This window comes from Azonexus sp. R2A61 (genome assembly GCF_021401135.1).
Lineage (GTDB): Bacteria > Pseudomonadota > Gammaproteobacteria > Burkholderiales > Rhodocyclaceae > Azonexus.
Genome location: NZ_JACBFO010000004.1, coordinates 105,450 through 124,651, shown reverse-complemented (window position 1 = coordinate 124,651; position 19,202 = coordinate 105,450). Strand labels below are relative to the sequence as shown.

Genomic DNA, 19,202 nt, shown 5'->3' with positions numbered 1-19,202 from the left:
CAAACTGGGCAATCAGCGGCGCTGCAAGCTTGCGAACTCTTCGCTGCGCTTGAGGAAAGCCGCCGGGTTCTGCGGAACACCCAGCATCCGCACTTCGAAATGGAGATGCGGGCCGGTCGACCGCCCGGTCGTCCCGACACTGCCCAGCCGCTCGCCCCGCCGGATCAACTGCCCCACCTTGACACTGTATTCGGTCAGGTGGGCATAACGCGACATCAGGCCTTCACCATGATCGACATCGACGACATTGCCGAACTCCGGATGAAATGTCGCTTCAAGCACGACACCATCGGCCGCCGCATAGACCGGTGTGCCGCTGGGCGCGGAAAAATCGAGGCCGTCGTGGCGCGACTTGACGCCGGAAAACGGATCGCTGCGAAAACCGAAGCCGGAGCCGATCAAGGCTTCCTTGACCGGCAGGGTCGTCGGCATCAGGCGATCCTGTACGCGCTTCTCGAGAATCTTGAATTCAAGCAAGGCCAGTTCGTCGGCCCGCCGGTCGACATCGCCGGACAGACGCTCGATTTCCTGATACAACTCGCTTGCCGACATGGATACCGGCAGGAAAGGGCCGCCCCGCCCGGGCTCGACAGCCGGCACAGACCGCTCCTTGTCCCGCTTGACCCCGGCCACGTCCGACAGATGCGCGCTTTGCGTATCCAGCTGGATCACGCGTCCCTGCAGCTCCCCCAACCGGGTGGCCATCATCTGCAGGTTGTTGGTGATGAAATCGCGCGTCTCGCGGGTCTGGCGCTGCTGAATGGCCAGCAGGGCATCCTCGACAACCGGCAAACGCCAGTACAGGGAAAGCCAGGAGAAGAGCAGTGCCGTCACCAGGACGGCCGACAGAAACAAGGCTGCCACAGCCAGCAGGTGCCGGGGCATAATGGTGATCGTGCGTGCCGCCTTCAGGTGGCGCGAAACAAGAATGATCTGCACAGAACCTCCCACTCCATGTATCGAGCCCCCGAGCACTATCTGAATACCGACGCCAATACTGGCCGGCTGATGGCGCACGCCCGACTTCTGACCAAGCTCTCCGGTCGTTTCCACGAAATCGCCCCAGGTGGGTTGCGCGAAGCTGCACATGTCGCCAACTACCGGGCCGGAACGCTGATCATCCACGCCGAGAACGGCGCGGTTGCCGCAAAGCTCAGACAGCTCAGCCGGAGACTTTGTGACAGATTATCGTTTGAAGGCTGCGAGTGTAACGAGATCGAAGTAAAAGTTCAACCGAAACAATTACCTTTCCGATCAATGACTTCGACACTCAAGCCCTTGTCCGGGAAAACCGCCGGAATTTTGCGGTCGACCGTGGAAGCGCTGCCAAAAGGCCCGTTGCGCCACGCGCTCGACACCTTGTTGCAGCGTTCCGCTAGATCGGAATGATCGCCAGGCGCTCGATGAACATCAGCGCAAAAATACCCAAGGCAAATAGTAGACCGTAACGAAACAGCCGGCCGGCGACGCGCAGATAATCGCGACGCCCGGTAAAAGCGTAGACGATCAGACAGACGCCGATGGCCACGACCAGCAGGACGGCCAGCAGTCGCAACAGCCACATGGGGGAGTCAGGCGGCCTGGGCCAGCCAGCGGGTCACGCCCTGCGGCGCCGTATCCGGCGCCTCGAAACTGACCAGCTCCCAGGCCTCCTTGCGTTCGAGCAGGGTCCTGGCCAGCTGGTTGTTCAGCGCATGCCCGCCCTTGTGCGACGCGTAAGCCGCCAGCAAGGGATGGCCGAGCAGATAGAGGTCGCCGACGGCATCGAGGATCTTGTGCTTGACGAACTCGTCGCCGTAGCGAAGGCCATCCTGATTCAGCACACGGAACTCGTCGAGCACGATGGCGTTCTCGAGACCGCCGCCGAGCGCCAGCCCGTTCTCGCGCAGGTACTCGACTTCCTGCATGAAACCGAAGGTACGCGCCCGCGATACTTCGCGGACGTAGGACTGTTCGGCAAAATCGATTTCCGCCTGCTGGGCGGACTTGTCGATGGCCGGATGGTTGAAAACGATGGAAAAGGCCAGTTTGTAACCTTCGTACGGCGTAAAACGGGCCCATTTGTCACCGTCACGCACCTCGATCGGCTGCGTGACGCGAATGAATTTCTTGGCGGCGTTCTGTTCTTCGATGCCTGCCGACTGGATCAGGAACACGAAGGGCGATGCGGACCCGTCGAGGATGGGCACCTCGGGCGCATCGAGATCGATCCAGGCATTGTCGATCCCCAGGCCGCACAGCGCGGACATCAGGTGTTCGATGGTGCCGACCTTGACCCCGTCCTTTTCGAGACAGGAACACATGCGCGTATCGCCGATCAGGAAGGCCTGGGCCGGAATATCCACCGGTTCGGGCAGATCGACGCGACGGAAGACGATGCCGGTATCCGGCGCGGCGGGCCGCAGGGTCATGTTGACCTTGACGCCACCGTGCAGTCCGACGCCCGAGGCGCGGATGACAGTCTTCAGCGTACGTTGCTTGAGCATGGGCTAAGTCATTGATCGATTGGGGAAGGTTGCGCATTGTAGCACAATGCGCAACCGCCCTTTTTCAGAGAAAGCGCTTGTTACGACTTAATCCGCCTGCTTGCGCAGGAAAGCCGGGATGTCGTAACGATCGACTCCGCTGTTGGCCAGCGCCTCGACGGTGACGTTGCGCTTGCGCACCACGGCCGGTACATCGGCGATCTGGTTGTAGTCGATGGCCGGACCACTGTTGAAGGCGACGGCATCATGCGTGCCGGTGGCCACCGCTTCGACGATCGGGGTGTTGATCACTTCGAAGGTCTGACGTCTGGCAGCTGCCTGGCCGAGGCCGGTGGCGACGACGGTGACGCGCAGCCCATCGCCCATCAATTCGTCGTAGACCGCACCGAAGATGATGTGGGCGTCTTCGGCGGCAAATGCCTTGACGGTGTTCATCACCTCGTTGACTTCCTTCATCTTCAGGTTGCCCTTGGCGGCGGTGATGTTGACCAGCACGCCGCGCGCGCCGGACAGATTGACGCCTTCCAGCAGCGGCGAAGCAACGGCCTGCTCGGCGGCGATGCGCGCACGGTCAACGCCGCTGGCGGCGGCAGAACCCATCATGGCGCGGCCCATCTCGCCCATCACCGTGCGCACGTCTTCGAAGTCGACGTTGACCAGGCCCGGGTAGGTAATGATTTCGGCGATGCCGCCGACCGCGTTCTTGAGCACGTCGTCGGCCGCCTTGAAGCAATCGTCGACATCGGCGTCGTCGCCCATGACTTCCATCAGCTTGTCATTGAGGATGACGATCAGCGAATCGACATGCTTGGAAAATTCGGCGATGCCGGCTTCCGCCGACTTCATCCGCTTGCCGCCTTCGAAGCTGAACGGCTTGGTCACCACGCCAACGGTCAGGATACCCATTTCACGGGCGATCTCGGCGACCACCGGTGCCGCGCCGGTGCCCGTGCCGCCGCCCATGCCGGCGGTGATGAAGGCCATGTGGGCGCCTTCCAGCGTCGCGCGGATTTCTTCGCGATGGGCATCGGCCGCCATCTTGCCGGCTTCCGGCTTGGCACCGGCACCGAGACCGGTCTTGCCGAGCGACAGCTTGGTCGATGCCGCATTGCGCGACAGCGCCTGCGCATCGGTATTGGCGGCGATGAATTCGACGCCATTCACGCCTTCGCGAATCATGTGCTCGATGGCATTGCCACCGGCACCACCCACGCCGAACACCTTGATGATGGTGCCGACATCCTCGTCCTTCTCGATGATCTCAAACATGACTACCTCCTCTGAAAAAACCGTTCAAAAACAAATCAGAAATTCTTGGAAAACCATTGCTTCATGCTGGAGAAGACATCCTTGATGCCTTGCTTCTCCTGAATCTTCTGGCCGCGCTTGCGCTGTGCCTGGGCTTCCAGCAACAACCCGAAGGCCGTCGAGAAGCGCGGGTTCTGCACGACATCCGACAGGCTGCCGCCGTATTTCGGATTGCCCAGACGAACCGGCATGTGAAAGATTTCCTCGCCGAGCTCGACCATGCCCGGCATCACGCTGGCTCCGCCGGTCAACACGATGCCGGAGGACAAAACCTCCTCGAAGCCGGCGCGACGCAGTTCGTTCTGGATCAGTTCGTAGAGCTCCTCGACGCGCGGCTGAATCACGTCGGCCAGCGCCCGACGGCTCAATTTTCGGCTCGGCCGGTCGTCGACCCCGGCAACGTCGAGGTTTTCCGAAATGTCGGCGAGTTGCGCCAGCGCGCAGCCGTATTTGCACTTGATGTCTTCGGCTTCGCGGGTCGGCGTGCGCAGCGCCATCGCGATGTCGTTGGTGATCTGGTCGCCGGCAATCGGAATCACCGAGGTGTGGCGGATCGCGCCCTGCGTCCACACGGCGATGTCGGTGGTGCCGCCGCCGATGTCGATCAGGCAGACGCCGAGATCCTTCTCGTCTTCCGAGAGCACGGCGTAGCTGGAGGCCAGCGGCTGCAGCACCAGGTCGTTCACTTCCAGGCCGCAGCGGCGCACGCACTTGACGATGTTCTGGGCGGCCGAGACGGCGCCGGTGACGATGTGCGTCTTCACCTCGAGACGCATGCCGCTCATGCCGATCGGCTCGCGGATGCCGTCCTGGCCGTCGATGACGAATTCCTGCGTCAGGATGTGCAGGATTTCCTGGTCAGCCGGGATGGGCATCGCCCGCGCCGTCTCGATCACCCGCTCGACGTCGGCCTGGGTGACTTCCTTGTCCTTGATCGCGACCATGCCGTTTGAATTGAAGCTCTTGATATGACTGCCGGCGATCCCCGTGTAGACGTTGCCCACCTTGCAGTCGGCCATCAGCTCGACTTCCTGGATGACGCGGCTGATCGTGTGCACCGTTTCCTCGATGTTGACCACCACGCCCTTCTTCAGCCCGCGCGAATCCTGGGAGCCCATGCCGATCACGCTGAGCCGCCCTTCCTGGTCAAGGTCGGCGACCAGCGCGACGATCTTCGACGTCCCGATATCCAGACCGACAATCAGATCCTTGTTGTCCCTGCTCATAGCCTTACTTTCCCTTCCCCTCGCCCACGACCTTCATCGCGAAACCGTTCGGATATCTCAAATCGACCACTGCCGGTCGAACCGGCAAATTTCCCACCGTCTGCGGATAGACCTCGATAAATCGGGACAGCCGCGCGTCGACCGCAGACCTGGCGTTCTCCCGGCCGATCTCGATGCGCATGCCGTTCTCCAGGCGCAACTGCCAGGCCAGACGCGGCGACAGCACCAATTCGACCGGCCGCTGGCTGACTCGCGCGAACAGGGACGAAAACTGCGCAAAGCGCTCCATCACTTCGCGCGACGTGCCGGCCGGACCGTCGAGCAACGGCAGGCGCGCCATCTCGGCATCCGGCATCAGTGCAGCGAACACCTCGCCATGGCTGTTGACCAGTTCTGCCCGTCCCTCGCCCCAGCGCGCCTGCGGCCGATGCTCCTCGACGGCGATTTCCAGCGTCGCCGGCCAGACCCGGCGTACCTGCACCTTGCGCACCCAGGGCAGTTGCTCGAGCGCCACACGTACCGCTTCCAGATCCAGACTGAAGAAATTCCCGCGCAAGGCCGATGGCAGCACCTGCTCGATCTCGCCGCGCCGGGTATGCGCCAGCGGCTCGACGAACTGCACCTGCCTGACCGGCAACGACGGCACCCGAACCAGCCAGACAGCACCCGCCGCCAGCAGGGCGGCCGATGCCACCAGCACCAGCAGGTCGGCGATCGCGGTCAGCAGTTGCGGTTTGTGCCACATTCATCGTCTCAGTCGTTCGTCGCCAGTTCGAGGACGCGTCGCACCAGCGACGGGTAATCCATGCCGGCCACTCGCGCGCCCATCGGCACCAGCGAGTGATCGGTCATGCCCGGCGCGGTATTCACCTCGAGGAAGTAGTGATTGCCGTCGGCATCCATCAGGAAGTCGACGCGCCCCCAGCCGCGCCCACCGAGGACGCGAAACGCCTCCAGCGCCTGCTTGCGGATCGCCAGTTCGCGACTTTCCGGCAGCCCGCAGGGACACAGGTAACGGGTATCGTCGCGGTTGTACTTGGCCTCGTAGTCGTACCATTCGGTCGCCGGCTCGATCTTGATGATCGGCAGGACTTCGTCACCGACGATACCCACCGTGTATTCGCCGCCGAGCACGCCCTGTTCGGCGATCACCAGCGGATCATGGCGGGCTGCTTCAAGATAGGCGGCCTTCAGTTCACCGGGCTGCTTGACCTTGGTCACACCGATCGACGAGCCCTCGCGCGCCGGTTTGACGAACAGCGGCAGACCCAGACGGGCCTCGATCGCGCTGAAATCGCTGTCGGCCTCAAGCACGGCGTAATCGGGAATCGGCAGGCCCGCCGCCTGCCACATCAGCTTGGTGCGAAACTTGTCCATGGCCAGTGCCGAGGCCAGCACGCCGGAGCCGGTATAGGGAATGTGCATGACCTCGAGCGCCCCCTGGATCGTGCCGTCCTCGCCATGACGCCCGTGCAGCGCGATGAACGCCCGGTCATAGCCCTTCAGCGCGTCAAGCGGCTGATCGGCCGGGTCGAAGGGATGAGCATCCACACCCTGGCCCAGCAGGGCGGCCAGCACCCGCCCGCCGCTGTTCAGGGAAACCTCGCGTTCGGCAGAAGTTCCGCCGAACAACACTGCGACCTTGCCGAACCCGCTCATTTGCCTTCCACCAGCTTGCCGGGCACCGCACCGATCGAACCGGCGCCCATGGTCAGAACCACGTCGCCATCGCGGGCGACCTCCAGAATCGTTTGCGGCATCGCCGCGACATCCTCGACGAACACCGGCTCGACCTTGCCGGCCACGCGCAACGCGCGTGCCAGCGAACGGCCGTCGGCGGCGACGATCGGCGCTTCGCCGGCGGCGTAGATTTCTGCCAGGCAAAGTGCGTCGACCGTGGACAGCACCTTGACGAAGTCCTCGAAGCAGTCACGCGTCCGCGTGTAACGGTGCGGCTGGAAGGCCAGCAGCAGCCGGCGTCCGGGAAAGGCACCGCGCGCCGCGGCCAGTGTCGCCGCCATTTCGACCGGGTGATGACCGTAGTCGTCAACCAGCGTGAAACTGCCGCCAGCCGGTAGCGCAACTTCGCCGTAGCGCTGGAAGCGACGACCGACGCCCTTGAACTCGGCAAGCGCCTTGATGATGGCTGCATCGGCAACCTGCACCTCGGTCGCCACGGCAATCGCCGCCAGCGCGTTGAGCACGTTATGCAGGCCCGGCGTGTTCAGCACGATGGGCAGGCGCGAGGTGCTGCCGTTGACCCGGACACAGTCGAAACGCATCTGACCGGCATCGGCGACGATGTTCTCGGCGTAAAAATTGCAATCCGGGGTCAGGCCGTAAGTGATGATCTGCTTGTTGACCCGCGGCATGATCGCCCGCACGTTCGGATCCTCGTTACACAGCACGGCAACGCCGTAAAACGGCAAGCGATTGAGGAAATCGACAAAGGCGCCCTTGAGCCGCTCGAAATCGTGGCCGTAGGTTTCCATGTGGTCGGCATCGATGTTGGTGACCACCGAGATGACCGGCGACAGGAACAGGAAGGAGGCGTCCGATTCGTCGGCTTCGGCGACGATGAACTCGCCGCTGCCCAGCCGGGCATTGGCACCGGCGGCGTTGAGCCGGCCGCCGATGACGAAGGTCGGGTCGATGCCGCCTTCGGCCAGTATGCTGGTGATCAGGCTGGTGGTGGTGGTCTTGCCATGGGTGCCGGCGATGGCGATGCCGCGGCGCAGGCGCATCAACTCGGCGAGCATCTGCGCACGCGGCACGACCGGAATTTTTCGCTCGCGGGCAGCGACGACTTCCGGATTGTCTTCTTTGACGGCCGTCGACACGACCACGGCATCGGCGGAGGCGATGTTGGCCGCGGCGTGGCCGATGGTCACGCGCACGCCCTCGCCTTCGAGGCGGCGGGTGGTCGCGCTGGCCGCCAGATCGGAACCGCTGATCGAATAATCGAGGTGAGCCAGCACTTCGGCAATACCGCTCATGCCGGAACCGCCGACCCCGACGAAATGGATATGTTTGACCTTGTGTTTCATTTGGCAATTTCCGCGCAGAGATCGGCCACTGCGGCCGTCGCATCCGGCTTGGCCAGACTGCGGGCCTTTTCGGCCATTTCCAGCAGTTGACCGCGGGTATAGTTGCGGATCAGCGCAATGCTGTCCGCCGTCAGTTCGGTTTGCGGCAACAGGAAGGCGCCACCGACACTGACCAGGAACCTGGCATTGGCGGACTGATGATCGTCCACCGCATGCGGGTAAGGCACCAGGATGCTGGCCACGCCCGCCGCCGCCAGTTCGGCGATGGTCAGCGCGCCGGCCCGGCAGATCACCAGGTCGGCCCATTCGTAGGCACCGGCCATGTCCTCGATGAACGGCACGCAATGCGCCTGGACGCCGACCGCAGCGTAGGCCGCCTGCAGCGCCTCGATATGCTTTTCACCGGCCTGATGCACGATCTGCGGCAAGACGTCGGCCGGCAGGCGCGACATGCCTTGCGGCACCGTTTCGTTGAGCGCCTGGGCCCCGAGGCTGCCGCCGATCACCAGTACCCGCAATGCGTCGTTCCGGTCAGCCATGCGTTCGGCCGGCGGCTGGATCGCGGCAATTTCCGGACGCACCGGATTGCCCAGCCATGCGCCTTTGGCGAATACATTGGGGAACCCCGTGACGATCCGGTCGGCCACTCCGGCCAGCACCTTGTTGGCCAGCCCGGCCACGGAATTCTGTTCGTGCAGTACCAGGGGAACGCCGGTCAGCGCCGCCATCATGCCGCCCGGAAAGGTGATATACCCCCCCATGCCCAGCACGACGTTTGGCCGAACCTGACGGATCGCCTGCCAACCCTGCCAGAAACCGCGCAACAAATTGACCGGCAACAGCAGCTTGCGCAACAAGCCCTTGCCGCGCAAGGCCGAGAATTTGACCCAGACCATCTCGAAGCCATGCTGCGGCACCAGGCGCGCTTCCATCCCTTCCGGATTGCCGAGCCAGACGACGCGCCAGCCGGCATCGCGCATCCGGTGCGCGACGGCGAGCGCCGGGAAAATGTGGCCGCCGGTACCGCCGGCCATGATCATGATGGTTTTGCTCATAACTTGCCTCCGCGCAGGAGGCGCCGGTTTTGTCTACGGCCGCGCTGCGCGCTTAACACCGGCTGCGCCGGGTTAGCCTTCGACGAAATCGCCAAGCACGGATTTTGGCTACGGCCGGGCTCCGCCCTTAACGTGCTACGCACGTTAGCCTTCGCCGAAACAGGCAACGCGAACGTGGTCATAGTTTTCCACCTCTCATGAGTTGCCTGTTTTCCCAGTCCACCCGCAGCAGAATGGCCAGCGCCACGCAGTTGGCGAGGATGCCCGAGCCGCCGAAGCTCATCAGCGGCAAGGTCAGTCCCTTGGTCGGCAGCAGGCCGACGTTGACGCCCATGTTGATGAAGGACTGCACGCCCAGCCAGATGCCGATACCCATCGCCACCAGCGCCGGGTAGAGGCGGTCGAGCTGGACGCTCTGGCGGCCGATGGCGAAGGCGCGCTGGACGAGTAACGCAAACAGCAGGATCACGGTCAACACGCCGACGAAGCCCAATTCCTCGGCGATCACGGCGAGCAGGAAATCGGTGTGCGCTTCCGGCAGGTAGAACAGCTTCTCGACGCTGGCGCCGAGGCCGACACCGAACAGTTCGCCGCGCCCGAAGGCGATCAGCGAGTGCGACAGCTGATAGCCGCGACCAAAGGCGTCGGCCCACGGATCCATGAAACCGAAGATGCGGTCGCGCCGGTACGGCGAGACGATGATCATGATCGCGAAGGCGATCAGCAGGCCGACGATCAGCAGCGCGAACATCCGCGCCTTGAGGCCACCGAGGAAGAGGATGCCCATGGCGATCGAGATGATCACGACGAAGGCGCCGAAGTCCGGCTCCTTGAGCAGCAGGATGCCGACCAGCGCCATTGCGCCGAACATCGGCAGGAAAGCCTGCTTGAGGTCGTGCATCACGTTGATCTTGCGCACCGTGTAGTCGGCCGCGTAGAGCACGGCGAACAATTTCATCAGCTCGGATGGCTGCAGGTTGGCAAAGCCCAGCGGCAGCCAGCGGCGGGCCCCGTTCACGTCGCGCCCGAGGCCCGGGATCAACACGACGGCCAGCAGCACGACACCGATCATGAACAGATACGGGGCGTATTTCTGCCACAGCTTGAGCGGCATCTGGAAGGCGACGGCGGCGGCAACCAGGCCGATGCACAGGAAAACGCCGTGACGGATCAGGTAGTAGGCCGGCTGGTAGTTGGTGAACCGGCCGCCTTCGGCAATCGCGATCGACGCCGAGTAGACCATCACCATGCCGCCGAGCAGCAGGATCAGGGCCGACCAGAGCAGTGCGTAGTCGATTTCGGAGGTCTGCCGGCGCGGCAGATCGAGGCTGGACAGCATCATGGCGCCAGTCCTTTCACCGCGTCGACGAAAGCCTGGGCCCGATGCGCGTAATTGCGATACATGTCGAGCGATGCGCAGGCCGGCGACAGCAGCACGCAATCGCCCTTTTTCGCCTTGCCGGCCAGCCAGCGGACAGCCGCCGCCATGTCGGCGAAGCGCTCGCTATCGACACCGCAGCCGGCAATCGCCGCGGCGATGGCATCGGCGTCACGGCCGATCAGCGCCACCGCCCGACCGTGTTTCTTCAAAGCCGGTTTCAGCGGCGAGAAATCCTGGCCCTTGCCGTCACCGCCGAGCACGATGGCGATCTTGCGCCCCATGCCTTCGATGGCGGCCAGCGTGGCGCCGACATTGGTGCCCTTGGAATCGTCGACGTAGGTCACGCCACCGATCTCGGCCACGGTTTCGACCCGGTGCGGCAGGCCGGCGAAGGACTGCAGGGCGCCAAGCACACGTTCCGGCGCGACGCCGACGGCTTCGCACAAGGCCAGTGCGGCCATCGCGTTGGCGGCGTTGTGCAGGCCGGACAATTTCAGCGTATCGACCGCCAGCAGCGGGGTCTTGCCGCGCACGATGGTTTTTCCGTCAAAACCGTAGTCGACCGCACGCGGCGCCGGGTTGAGGCCGAAGGTGACGATCTTGCGGCCACACAGGCCGTTGCTCATCGACCAGTCGTCGTCGCGGTTGAGGATCATCGCGCCCTTGCCCTGGAAGACGCGCGACTTGGCGGCGGCATAGTTGGCCAGGCTGCCGTCGTAACGATCCAGATGATCCTCGGAGACATTGAGTACAGTGGCCGCCGCCGCATTCAGGCGGTGCGTCGTTTCCAGCTGGAAACTCGACAGTTCGAGCACCCAGACCGTGGGCAGCGTCCCGCCATCCTGCGCGTCCATCAGCGCATCGAGGGCCGACGGCGAAATGTTGCCGCAGGCAATCGCCGGCACGCCGGCGCCGTTCAGCAGATGAGCGGTCAACGCCGTGGTCGTCGTCTTGCCGTTGCTGCCGGTAATGGCGACGATGCGCGACGCCGGCACCTGCTCGCGCACGCCGGCGGCAAACAGCTCGATTTCGGAGATCAGCGGCAGGTCGACCGCAGCAATCGCCGGCGTCGCCTTCGGCACGCCCGGCGACAGCGCGATGAGCTCGATACCGGCAAACGTCGCCGACGAGAACTCGCCGGTCAGCAGCTCGGCAGCCGGCGCGACGGCACGCAAGGCCTCGACGTTCGGTGGCGTCTCGCGCGAATCGGCAACGCGCACGACGGCCTGCTGGCGATGCAGCCACTTGGCCATCGCCAGCCCGGACTCACCGAGTCCGATCACCAGAACGCGTCTGCCCTTGAGATCCATGTCAGCGCAGTTTCAAAGAGGACAAACCGATCAGCACCAACATGATGGTGATGATCCAGAAACGGACGACGACCTGCGTTTCCTTCCAGCCGGTCTGCTCGAAATGGTGGTGCAGCGGCGCCATGCGCAGGATGCGCCGACCCTCGCCGTATTTCTTCTTGGTGTATTTGAACCACGACACCTGCAGCATCACCGACAGGGTCTCGACGACGAACACGCCGCCCATCACCAGCAGCACGATTTCCTGGCGGACGATCACGGCGACCGTGCCGAGCGCGGCACCGAGCGCCAGCGCGCCGACGTCGCCCATGAAGACTTCGGCCGGGTAGGCGTTGAACCACAGGAAGCCGAGCCCGGCGCCGGCAATCGCCCCGAGCAGGATGCACAACTCGCCGGCCCCCGGCACATAGGGAATCAGCAGGTACTTGGCATACACCGCGTTGCCGGTGACGTAGGCAAAGATGGCGAAGGCCGAGGCGATCATCACCGTCGGCATGATCGCCAGGCCGTCGAGGCCGTCGGTCAGGTTCACCGCGTTGCTGGTGCCGACGATGACGAAATAGGTCAGCACGATGAAACCGATGATGCCCAGCGGATAGGCGACGCTCTTGAAGAAGGGCACGATCAGCTCGGTTTGTGCGGTCGACGTCGCCGAGAAGGCCAAAAACAGTGCGGCGCCGGCGCCGAGCACCGACTGCCAGAAGAATTTCCAGCGGCTGGCCAGCCCGTTCGGATCGCGATAGACGACCTTCTTCCAGTCGTCGTACCAGCCGATGATGCCGAAGCCGAGCGTGACGACGAGCACGGTCCACACGTATTTGTTGGACAAATCGCCCCACAGCAGCGTCGTGATGCCGATCGCGATCAGGATCAGCACGCCGCCCATGGTCGGCGTGCCCGATTTGACCAGGTGCGTCTGCGGCCCGTCGGTACGCACCGCCTGGCCGATCTTCTTGGCCGCCAGCCAGCGGATCACGCGCGGGCCGGCGGCGAAGGAAATGAGCAGCGCGGTCATCGCCGCCAGCACGGTGCGCAGCGTGATGTAGTTGAAGACATTGAAGAAACGCACATCCTGTGCGAGCCATTGCGCCAGTTCGAGCAGCATCAGTGCTTGCCTCCGTCGACGAGCGCATCCGCCACCAGGGCGTCGGCCACTCTTTCCATTTTCATGAAGCGCGAACCTTTCACCAGCACGGTGGTTTCCGCACCAAGTTCCTTGTCGACCGCAGCAATCAGCGCCTCGACGCCGGTGAAATGCAGGGCACCCTCACCGAAATTGCGTACCGCCGCCTTCACCGATTCGCCGAGCGCGAACAGGCGGTCAACGCCCTGACTCTTGGCGTAACCGCCGATCTCGTCGTGATATTGGCCGCTGGCTTCGCCGATCTCGCCCATGTCGCCGAGAACCAGCAGTTTGCGGCCGATGGTCGAGGCGAGCACGTCGATGCCGGCGCGCACCGAATCCGGATTGGCGTTGTAGGTATCGTCCAGAATTTCGGCGCCGCGTTTGCCCGGCCGGCGCTGCAGGCGCCCCTTGACGCCGGCGAAAGCACTCAGGCCATCGGCCACGGCTGCCAGCGGAATGCCGGCAGCCAGGCAGGCGCTGGCCGCCGCCAGGGCGTTGCGCGCATTGTGGCGGCCGGGAATCTGCAAGGCGATTTCGCAATCGCCCTCTGCCGCCGCGATGGCGAGCCTGATCTCCAGGCCGTGCTGATGGACGAGACCGCGCACATCGGCCGGCTGATCGATGCCGAAGCTGCGGACCGGCCGTTCGCCGACCAGTGCGCGCCAGAATCCGGCGTAGGCGTCATCGGCATTGATCACCGCCACGCCGTCGGCCGACAGGCCGTGGTAGATCGCGCCCTTTTCCCGCGCCACTTCGTCAAGATCGCCCATGCCTTCGAGGTGGGCGCGCTGCGCGTTGGTGACCAGCGCCACGGTCGGCGCACCGATGCGCGTCAGGTAGTCGATCTCGCCGGGATGGTTCATGCCCATCTCGATCACCGCCGCGCGGTGCGTTTCATCCAGTCCGAGCAGGGTCAGCGGCAGGCCGATGTCGTTGTTCAGGTTGCCGCGCGTCGCCAGCACCGCATCGCCGTAGGCAGCCTTGAGCACGGCAGCGATCATTTCCTTGGTGGTGGTCTTGCCGTTCGAACCGGTCACCGCGATGACCGGCAACGCAAACCGGGCGCGCCAGGCGGCGGCCAGCCGACCGAGCGCCAGTCGCGTGTCGTCCACGACGATGGCCGGCACGCCGGCCGGCAGGCGGCTTTCGTCGCTGACCAGCAAGGCTGCCGCGCCGCCGGCCACGGCCTGATCGAGGAAGGCGTGGGCATCGAAACGTTCGCCGTGCAGTGCGATGAACAAGCCGCCAGCAACGATCGCCCGCGTATCGGTAGACAGCCCGTCTATCGGGCAGTCCGCGCCGATCAGGCGGCCGCCGACAGCGGCATTGATCCAGTTCAGGGATTCACGCATCAGGCAGCCTCCGCATGGCGGGCAAGCAGGGCGGCACTCGCCTGTTCGAGGTCGGAAAACGGATGACGCACACCGCCAATCTCCTGATAGGGTTCATGCCCCTTGCCGGCCAGCAACAGGACATCGGCCGCGTCCGCCCTGGCAAGCAGCTGGCGGATCGCCGCCGCACGGTCGATTTCGACCTCGGCGCCGGCGGCACCGGCCAGAATGTCGTCGATGATCGCCTGCGGCAATTCGCTGCGCGGGTTATCGCTGGTCACCAGCACCCGGTCGGCCAGGCGCACCGCCACTTCGCCCATCTGCGGCCGTTTGCCCTTGTCGCGATCGCCACCGCAACCGAACAGCACCTGCAACCGGCCACCGCGCACCTCGGCCACCGGGCGCAGGGCCTGCAAGGCGTTTTCCAGCGCATCCGGCGTGTGCGCGTAATCGATCATGACCAGCGGCTCGCCGACACCGCCCAGGCGCTCCATGCGCCCCGGCGGCGGCGTCAATTCCGACAGCCGGCGAGCGATTTCGCTCGGCATCAGGCCGATGTCGTGCAGCACGGCCGCCGTCGCCAGCAGGTTGGAAACGTTGTAGCGGCCGACCAGCATGGTATCGACCCAGGCACGCCCGTTCGGCAGCACCAGTTCGAAACGCTGGCCGAAAGGCGTGCTCTCGAGTTTTTCGGCGCGCACCAGCGCGGGGAAATCGCGGCGTGCCTCGCCGATTGCGTAGCCCAGCACTCGCAAGGCCTCGGTTTCGCGCAGCAGGTGCACGCCGAATGGATCGTCGAGATTGATCACCGCCGTGCGCAGGCGCGGCCAGTGGAACAGTTTTTCCTTGGCCGCCGCGTAAGCTTCCATCGAACCGTGATAATCGAGATGATCGCGGGTGAAATTGGTGAATACGGCGACGTCGACCCTGACACCGTTCATGCGCCCTTCCTCGATGCCGATCGAAGACGCTTCGAGGGCGCAAGCGGCAGCCTCCGCGGCGCGGAATTCGGCCAGATAGCGCATCAGCACGGTGGCTTCCGGCGTCGTGAAGCCGGTTTCCTTCAACCGGCCGGGAAAGCCGGCACCCAGCGTACCGATCGCCGCACAAGGCTTGGGATATGCCTGGGCGATGCACTGACTGACCGTGGTCTTGCCGTTGGTGCCGGTAATCGCAATCAGCGACAGCCCTTCGCTCGGATGACCATAAACCACGTTGGCCAACGGACCGGCCAGCGCGCGCAGATCGGGGGCCGCCAACTGGGCCACGGTCCACGCCGGATTCCAGGCAAAATCGCCGCCCGGTTGCCAGATGACCGCCATCGCCCCCCGCGCCAGCGCATCGGCGATATATTGGCGCCCATCCGCCAGATCGCCCGGGTAGGCCAGGAACAGATCGCCCGGCCTGACCTGACGGCTATCGTCGGCGACGCCGGCGAGTTCGATGCCGAGGGCCGAGAAATGATCGAGGATTTCGCGCGGGCTCACAGCCTGCCCTCCTGTTCCGGCAGCGCCGCCACGTGCATCGGCAAGGCATCCGGCGGGACGCCCAGCGTTCTCAGCGCACCGGCCATGACCTGCGAAAACACCGGCCCGGCGATGTCGCCGCCGTAGTAACGCCCGGCCCCCGGCTCGTCGATCATCACCGCGACCACCAGACGCGGATCGGACATCGGCGCGACGCCGACGAAGGAAGCGACGTACTTGTTGGCGTAGGTACCGCCCTCCAGCTTGTGCGCTGTACCGGTCTTGCCGCCGATGCGATAGCCGGGCACGGCGGCTTTCGGTGCAGTGCCGCCGGCCTGCACGACCAGTTCCAGCATCGAGCGCATCTCCCGCGCGGTCTGCGGCGAATAGACCTGCGTGCCATGCGCCACCGGCTGATCGGCGCGCAGCAACGACACCGGAATCACGTCGCCGCCGCGGGCCAGCGCGGTATAGGCCCGGGCCAGCTGAATCAGGCTCACCGAAATGCCGTGACCGTAGGACATCGTGGCCTGTTCGATCGGCTTCCAGCTCTTCCACGGCCGCAGACGACCGCCGACCTCGCCGGGGAAGCCCAGTTGCGGCGACCGGCCAAAGCCCAGCGCGTCGAACATTTCCCACATTTCGCGCGGCGGCAGCATCAAGGCGATCTTGGTCGTGCCGACGTTCGAGGATTTCTGAATGACTTGAGCCACGGTCAACGCACCGTGCGGGTGAGAATCGTTGATCGTCGCCTTGCCGATCGTGATGCGTCCGGGCGCGCAGTCGATCACCGAGTCGTAGCGAACCTTGCCGCGCTCCAGACCCAGCGCGACCGTAAACGGCTTGAGCGTCGACCCCGGCTCGAAGGTGTCGGTGACGGCCCGATTGCGCAACTGCTCGCCGGACAGCTTGTCACGGTTGTTCGGGTTGTAGGTCGGCCAGTTGGCCAGCGCCAGAATTTCACCAGTGCGCGTATCGACGACGATCGCGCCGCCGGCCTTGGCCTTGTTTTCGATCACCGCGTTCTTCAGGTTGCTGTAGGCCAGATACTGGATCTTGGAGTCGATGGCCAGCACGATATCCCGCCCATCCTGCGGCGGCCGCGTCGCACCGACATCCTCGACGATGTTGCCGCGACGATCGCGAATCACCGTGCGGGCACCGGGGCGCCCCAGCAGTTCGCGTTGGAAGGCCAGTTCGACACCCTCCAGCCCCTTGTCATCCACACCGGTAAAGCCGACCAGATGGGCCGTCATGTCGCCGGCCGGATAGTAGCGGCGGTACTCCTTTTCCTGATGCACGCCCGGCAATTTCAGGCCGGCAATACGATCAGCCACTTGCGGCGGCACCTGGCGCTTGATGAACACGAAGCTTTTTTCGGAGGCCAGACGGCCATCCAGCTCGCGCGGCTTCAGGTCGACCATGTCGGCCAGCTGGCGCTTCTGCTCGACGTTCATCGTCCGCGCGTCGGCGGGGATCGCCCAGATCGACTTCATCGGCGTCGACACCGCCAGCATTTCGCCGTTGCGGTCGGTCACCTTGCCGCGCGAGGCCGAAATCTCGATGTCGCGCAAATAACGGGAATCGCCTTTTTCCTGCAGGAAATCATTGTTGATCACCTGCAGATAGAAAGCCCGCGACAAGAGCAGCAGGAAGGCCCCCATCAACAACAGCCCGACCATGCGCGAACGCCAGCCTTGCAGCGCCAACTGCAGGACCGGGCTTTCGGTATAGCGGTGTCCGCGCTGCGGACGGCGGCGGACGACCATCAGCGGCCTCCCGCCTCGGCCAGCCGGGCCGCCGCCGGCAAGGCCATGCGCAGGCGCTCACGGGCAATCTTCTCGATGCGCGGATGCGTCGCCCAGGTCGACATTTCGATCTGCAACTGGCCGTATTCGACATCCAGCTGGCGCACCCGCTCCTGCTCGCTTTCAAGCGCCTGGAACAGCTTGCGTGCGCGATGCTGCGCGGTCACCGTACCCAGTGCACACATCACCACGATCAGCAGGAGGACGAGATTGAGGCGGAACATCACAACTTCTCCGCAACACGCATCACGGCACTGCGCGCCCGCGGGTTGGCAGCCACCTCTGCCGCCGACGGGCGCAGCGCCTTGCCGACCAGCCTCAATTGCGGCCTGGGCAATTGATCGGCACGCAGCGGCAGGCCTTTCGGCATGACATCTGCGGTCGACCGGGTGCGCATGAAGTTTTTGACGATGCGGTCTTCCAGCGAGTGGAAGGAAATCACCACCAGCCGTCCGCCCGGTGCCAGCAGCTCGACGGCTTGCGGCAGGGCTACCTCCAGCTGGCGGAGCTCTTGATTGATATGAATCCGTAGAGCTTGAAAGCTGCGCGTCGCCGGGTCCTGCCCTGGCTCACGGGTGCGCACGGCCTCGCGTACGAGGGCCGCGAACTGAGCTGTTGTGACAATTGGTTGTTCGCCCCGAGCAGCCACAACCTTCTTTGCAATCTGGAAAGCAAACCGTTCTTCGCCATAATTTCTGATGACCTCCGTAATTTCCCTCAATTCGGCCCGCGCCAGCCACTCGGCCGCCGTCTCGCCCTGCGTCGTATCCATCCGCATGTCGAGCGGCGCGTCATAGCGAAAGCTGAAACCGCGCTCCCCGTCGTCGATCTGCGGCGACGACACCCCGATGTCGAACAACACCCCATCCACCTGCGCCACACCACCTTCATCCGCCGCCACGGCCAACTCGCCAAACGCGCGATGAACCAGACGAAAGCGCGGATCGTTGATTGCCGCCCCCGCCAAAATCGCCTGCGGATCGCGGTCGACTGCCAGCAAACGGCCTTTTTCGCCGAGCCGCGACAGGATGCAGCGGCTGTGCCCGCCACGCCCGAATGTCGCGTCGACGTAAACACCGTCATGCTTGATTGCCAGGGATTCCACCGCTTCTTCCAGCAGCACCGTGACGTGGGCGCCGCCAGTGGTCACAGGACAAGGTCCCCGAGACCGGCCGGCAGATCGCCCACCAGGGCTTCCGCCGCAAGGTCGTTCTGCTGCTGCCAGCCCGCCTCGCTCCAGATTTCGAAATGGGAGCCCATGCCGACCATATAAACGGTCTTTTCAAACTGGGCGTAGGTACGCAACTCCGGGGCAATCAGCAGACGACCGGCAGAATCCGGCGCCTCGGTGCGGGCGTTACCGACCATCACACGCTTGATTGCCGCGGCCCGCGGATCGAGGCTGGACGCCTTCAGAATCTGGTCGCGGATCGGCTGCCAGGCCGGCGCCGGGTAAAGCAGCAGGCAGCGATGCGGGTGCGCGGTCAGAACCAGGGAGCCTTCGCCGGCCACGAGCAGGGCGTCACGATGCCTTGCCGGAATGGCAAGCCGCCCTTTCGCATCCAGACTGAGTGCCGCAGCCCCCTCGAACATCCCCGTTTACCCACTTTTCTACACGTTTTCCCACTTTAGTGCATGCCCAGCATGCCGTCAATAGA

At 64.3% G+C, this 19,202-nt stretch carries 19 protein-coding genes; 1 reads left to right on the top strand and 18 read right to left on the bottom strand.

Annotated features, from left to right (window positions below):
• Positions 1-12: 12 nt before the first annotated feature.
• Complete coding sequence (locus tag L0962_RS13985) at positions 13-939, bottom strand: M23 family metallopeptidase (RefSeq protein ID WP_234087068.1); 927 nt, start codon at positions 937-939, stop codon at positions 13-15.
• A gap of 15 nt (positions 940-954) precedes the next feature.
• Here L0962_RS13985 and L0962_RS13980 point away from each other — a divergent pair, with 15 nt between their 5' ends.
• Positions 955-1,389: a DciA family protein gene (locus L0962_RS13980; RefSeq protein WP_234087067.1), complete on the top strand. Its 435-nt coding sequence runs from the start codon at positions 955-957 to the stop codon at positions 1,387-1,389.
• Here L0962_RS13980 and L0962_RS13975 read toward each other — a convergent pair.
• The 17 genes from L0962_RS13975 to mraZ all read right to left on the bottom strand — a co-directional run bounded on the left by L0962_RS13975 (position 1,376) and on the right by mraZ (position 19,137).
• Complete coding sequence (locus L0962_RS13975; protein ID WP_234087066.1) at positions 1,376-1,564, bottom strand: hypothetical protein; 189 nt, start codon at positions 1,562-1,564, stop codon at positions 1,376-1,378. The two genes, L0962_RS13980 and L0962_RS13975, sit on opposite strands and share 14 nt — an antisense overlap.
• A gap of 7 nt (positions 1,565-1,571) precedes the next feature.
• Complete coding sequence (lpxC, locus tag L0962_RS13970) at positions 1,572-2,486, bottom strand: UDP-3-O-acyl-N-acetylglucosamine deacetylase (protein ID WP_234087065.1); 915 nt, start codon at positions 2,484-2,486, stop codon at positions 1,572-1,574.
• Positions 2,487-2,573: 87 nt separating this feature from the next.
• Entirely contained in the window at positions 2,574-3,755 is a 1,182-nt protein-coding gene (gene ftsZ / locus L0962_RS13965; protein WP_234087064.1) for a cell division protein FtsZ, read from the bottom strand.
• 35 nt (positions 3,756-3,790) lie between these two features.
• On the bottom strand, positions 3,791-5,020 hold the full coding sequence (ftsA, locus tag L0962_RS13960; protein ID WP_234087063.1) for a cell division protein FtsA: 1,230 nt from the start codon (positions 5,018-5,020) through the stop codon (positions 3,791-3,793).
• Between the two features lie 4 nt (positions 5,021-5,024).
• Positions 5,025-5,765: a cell division protein FtsQ/DivIB gene (locus L0962_RS13955; RefSeq protein ID WP_234087062.1), complete on the bottom strand. Its 741-nt coding sequence runs from the start codon at positions 5,763-5,765 to the stop codon at positions 5,025-5,027.
• Between the two features lie 8 nt (positions 5,766-5,773).
• Positions 5,774-6,679, bottom strand: a complete 906-nt coding sequence (locus L0962_RS13950; RefSeq protein WP_234087061.1) for a D-alanine--D-alanine ligase — start codon at positions 6,677-6,679, stop codon at positions 5,774-5,776.
• Complete coding sequence (gene murC, locus L0962_RS13945; RefSeq protein WP_234087060.1) at positions 6,676-8,067, bottom strand: UDP-N-acetylmuramate--L-alanine ligase; 1,392 nt, start codon at positions 8,065-8,067, stop codon at positions 6,676-6,678. The genes L0962_RS13950 and murC overlap by 4 nt, the downstream gene beginning before the upstream one ends.
• Positions 8,064-9,122, bottom strand: a complete 1,059-nt coding sequence (murG, locus tag L0962_RS13940; RefSeq protein WP_234087059.1) for an undecaprenyldiphospho-muramoylpentapeptide beta-N-acetylglucosaminyltransferase — start codon at positions 9,120-9,122, stop codon at positions 8,064-8,066. Before murG ends, murC begins: the two co-directional genes overlap by 4 nt.
• A 178-nt stretch (positions 9,123-9,300) precedes the next feature.
• Entirely contained in the window at positions 9,301-10,464 is a 1,164-nt protein-coding gene (ftsW, locus tag L0962_RS13935) for a putative lipid II flippase FtsW (protein ID WP_234087058.1), read from the bottom strand.
• Positions 10,461-11,813 carry a UDP-N-acetylmuramoyl-L-alanine--D-glutamate ligase gene (gene murD, locus L0962_RS13930; RefSeq protein WP_234087057.1) on the bottom strand — a complete coding sequence of 451 codons (1,353 nt, stop codon included), beginning with the start codon at positions 11,811-11,813 and terminating at the stop codon, positions 10,461-10,463. The genes ftsW and murD overlap by 4 nt, the downstream gene beginning before the upstream one ends.
• A gap of 1 nt (position 11,814) precedes the next feature.
• Positions 11,815-12,918: a phospho-N-acetylmuramoyl-pentapeptide-transferase gene (gene mraY, locus L0962_RS13925; protein WP_234087056.1), complete on the bottom strand. Its 1,104-nt coding sequence runs from the start codon at positions 12,916-12,918 to the stop codon at positions 11,815-11,817.
• Positions 12,918-14,291, bottom strand: coding sequence for a UDP-N-acetylmuramoyl-tripeptide--D-alanyl-D-alanine ligase (gene murF / locus L0962_RS13920; protein WP_234087055.1), 1,374 nt, complete (start codon positions 14,289-14,291; stop codon positions 12,918-12,920). The genes mraY and murF overlap by 1 nt, the downstream gene beginning before the upstream one ends.
• Positions 14,291-15,757, bottom strand: coding sequence for a UDP-N-acetylmuramoyl-L-alanyl-D-glutamate--2,6-diaminopimelate ligase (locus L0962_RS13915; protein ID WP_234087054.1), 1,467 nt, complete (start codon positions 15,755-15,757; stop codon positions 14,291-14,293). The genes murF and L0962_RS13915 overlap by 1 nt, the downstream gene beginning before the upstream one ends.
• Positions 15,754-17,505, bottom strand: coding sequence for a penicillin-binding protein 2 (locus L0962_RS13910; protein WP_234087053.1), 1,752 nt, complete (start codon positions 17,503-17,505; stop codon positions 15,754-15,756). The genes L0962_RS13915 and L0962_RS13910 overlap by 4 nt, the downstream gene beginning before the upstream one ends.
• The gene (gene ftsL, locus L0962_RS13905) at positions 17,505-17,768 is read right to left on the bottom strand and encodes a cell division protein FtsL (protein ID WP_234087052.1); all 264 of its coding nucleotides are present in this window, start codon (positions 17,766-17,768) and stop codon (positions 17,505-17,507) included. Before ftsL ends, L0962_RS13910 begins: the two co-directional genes overlap by 1 nt.
• A complete protein-coding gene (gene rsmH / locus L0962_RS13900; RefSeq protein WP_234087051.1) occupies positions 17,768-18,694 on the bottom strand; it encodes a 16S rRNA (cytosine(1402)-N(4))-methyltransferase RsmH in 927 nt (308 codons plus the stop codon). Before rsmH ends, ftsL begins: the two co-directional genes overlap by 1 nt.
• Complete coding sequence (gene mraZ / locus L0962_RS13895; protein ID WP_234087050.1) at positions 18,691-19,137, bottom strand: division/cell wall cluster transcriptional repressor MraZ; 447 nt, start codon at positions 19,135-19,137, stop codon at positions 18,691-18,693. Before mraZ ends, rsmH begins: the two co-directional genes overlap by 4 nt.
• Between the last annotated feature and the right edge of the window lie 65 nt (positions 19,138-19,202).

Bases quoted from the DNA above. Each gene is read 5' to 3' on its own strand.
- L0962_RS13955 (WP_234087062.1), bottom strand. From the start codon at position 5,765: ATGTGGCACAAACCGCAACTGCTGACCGCGATCGCCGACCTGCTGGTG.
- ftsA (WP_234087063.1), bottom strand. From the start codon at position 5,020: ATGAGCAGGGACAACAAGGATCTGATTGTCGGTCTGGATATCGGGACG.
- murC (WP_234087060.1), bottom strand. From the start codon at position 8,067: ATGAAACACAAGGTCAAACATATCCATTTCGTCGGGGTCGGCGGTTCC.
- murF (WP_234087055.1), bottom strand. From the start codon at position 14,291: ATGCGTGAATCCCTGAACTGGATCAATGCCGCTGTCGGCGGCCGCCTG.
- L0962_RS13975 (WP_234087066.1), bottom strand. From the start codon at position 1,564: ATGTGGCTGTTGCGACTGCTGGCCGTCCTGCTGGTCGTGGCCATCGGC.
- murG (WP_234087059.1), bottom strand. From the start codon at position 9,122: ATGAGCAAAACCATCATGATCATGGCCGGCGGTACCGGCGGCCACATT.
- lpxC (WP_234087065.1), bottom strand. From the start codon at position 2,486: ATGCTCAAGCAACGTACGCTGAAGACTGTCATCCGCGCCTCGGGCGTC.
- L0962_RS13950 (WP_234087061.1), bottom strand. From the start codon at position 6,679: ATGAGCGGGTTCGGCAAGGTCGCAGTGTTGTTCGGCGGAACTTCTGCC.
- ftsZ (WP_234087064.1), bottom strand. From the start codon at position 3,755: ATGTTTGAGATCATCGAGAAGGACGAGGATGTCGGCACCATCATCAAG.
- ftsL (WP_234087052.1), bottom strand. From the start codon at position 17,768: ATGTTCCGCCTCAATCTCGTCCTCCTGCTGATCGTGGTGATGTGTGCA.
- murD (WP_234087057.1), bottom strand. From the start codon at position 11,813: ATGGATCTCAAGGGCAGACGCGTTCTGGTGATCGGACTCGGTGAGTCC.
- mraY (WP_234087056.1), bottom strand. From the start codon at position 12,918: ATGCTGCTCGAACTGGCGCAATGGCTCGCACAGGATGTGCGTTTCTTC.
- mraZ (WP_234087050.1), bottom strand. From the start codon at position 19,137: ATGTTCGAGGGGGCTGCGGCACTCAGTCTGGATGCGAAAGGGCGGCTT.
- ftsW (WP_234087058.1), bottom strand. From the start codon at position 10,464: ATGATGCTGTCCAGCCTCGATCTGCCGCGCCGGCAGACCTCCGAAATC.
- L0962_RS13980 (WP_234087067.1), top strand. From the start codon at position 955: ATGTATCGAGCCCCCGAGCACTATCTGAATACCGACGCCAATACTGGC.
- L0962_RS13910 (WP_234087053.1), bottom strand. From the start codon at position 17,505: ATGGTCGTCCGCCGCCGTCCGCAGCGCGGACACCGCTATACCGAAAGC.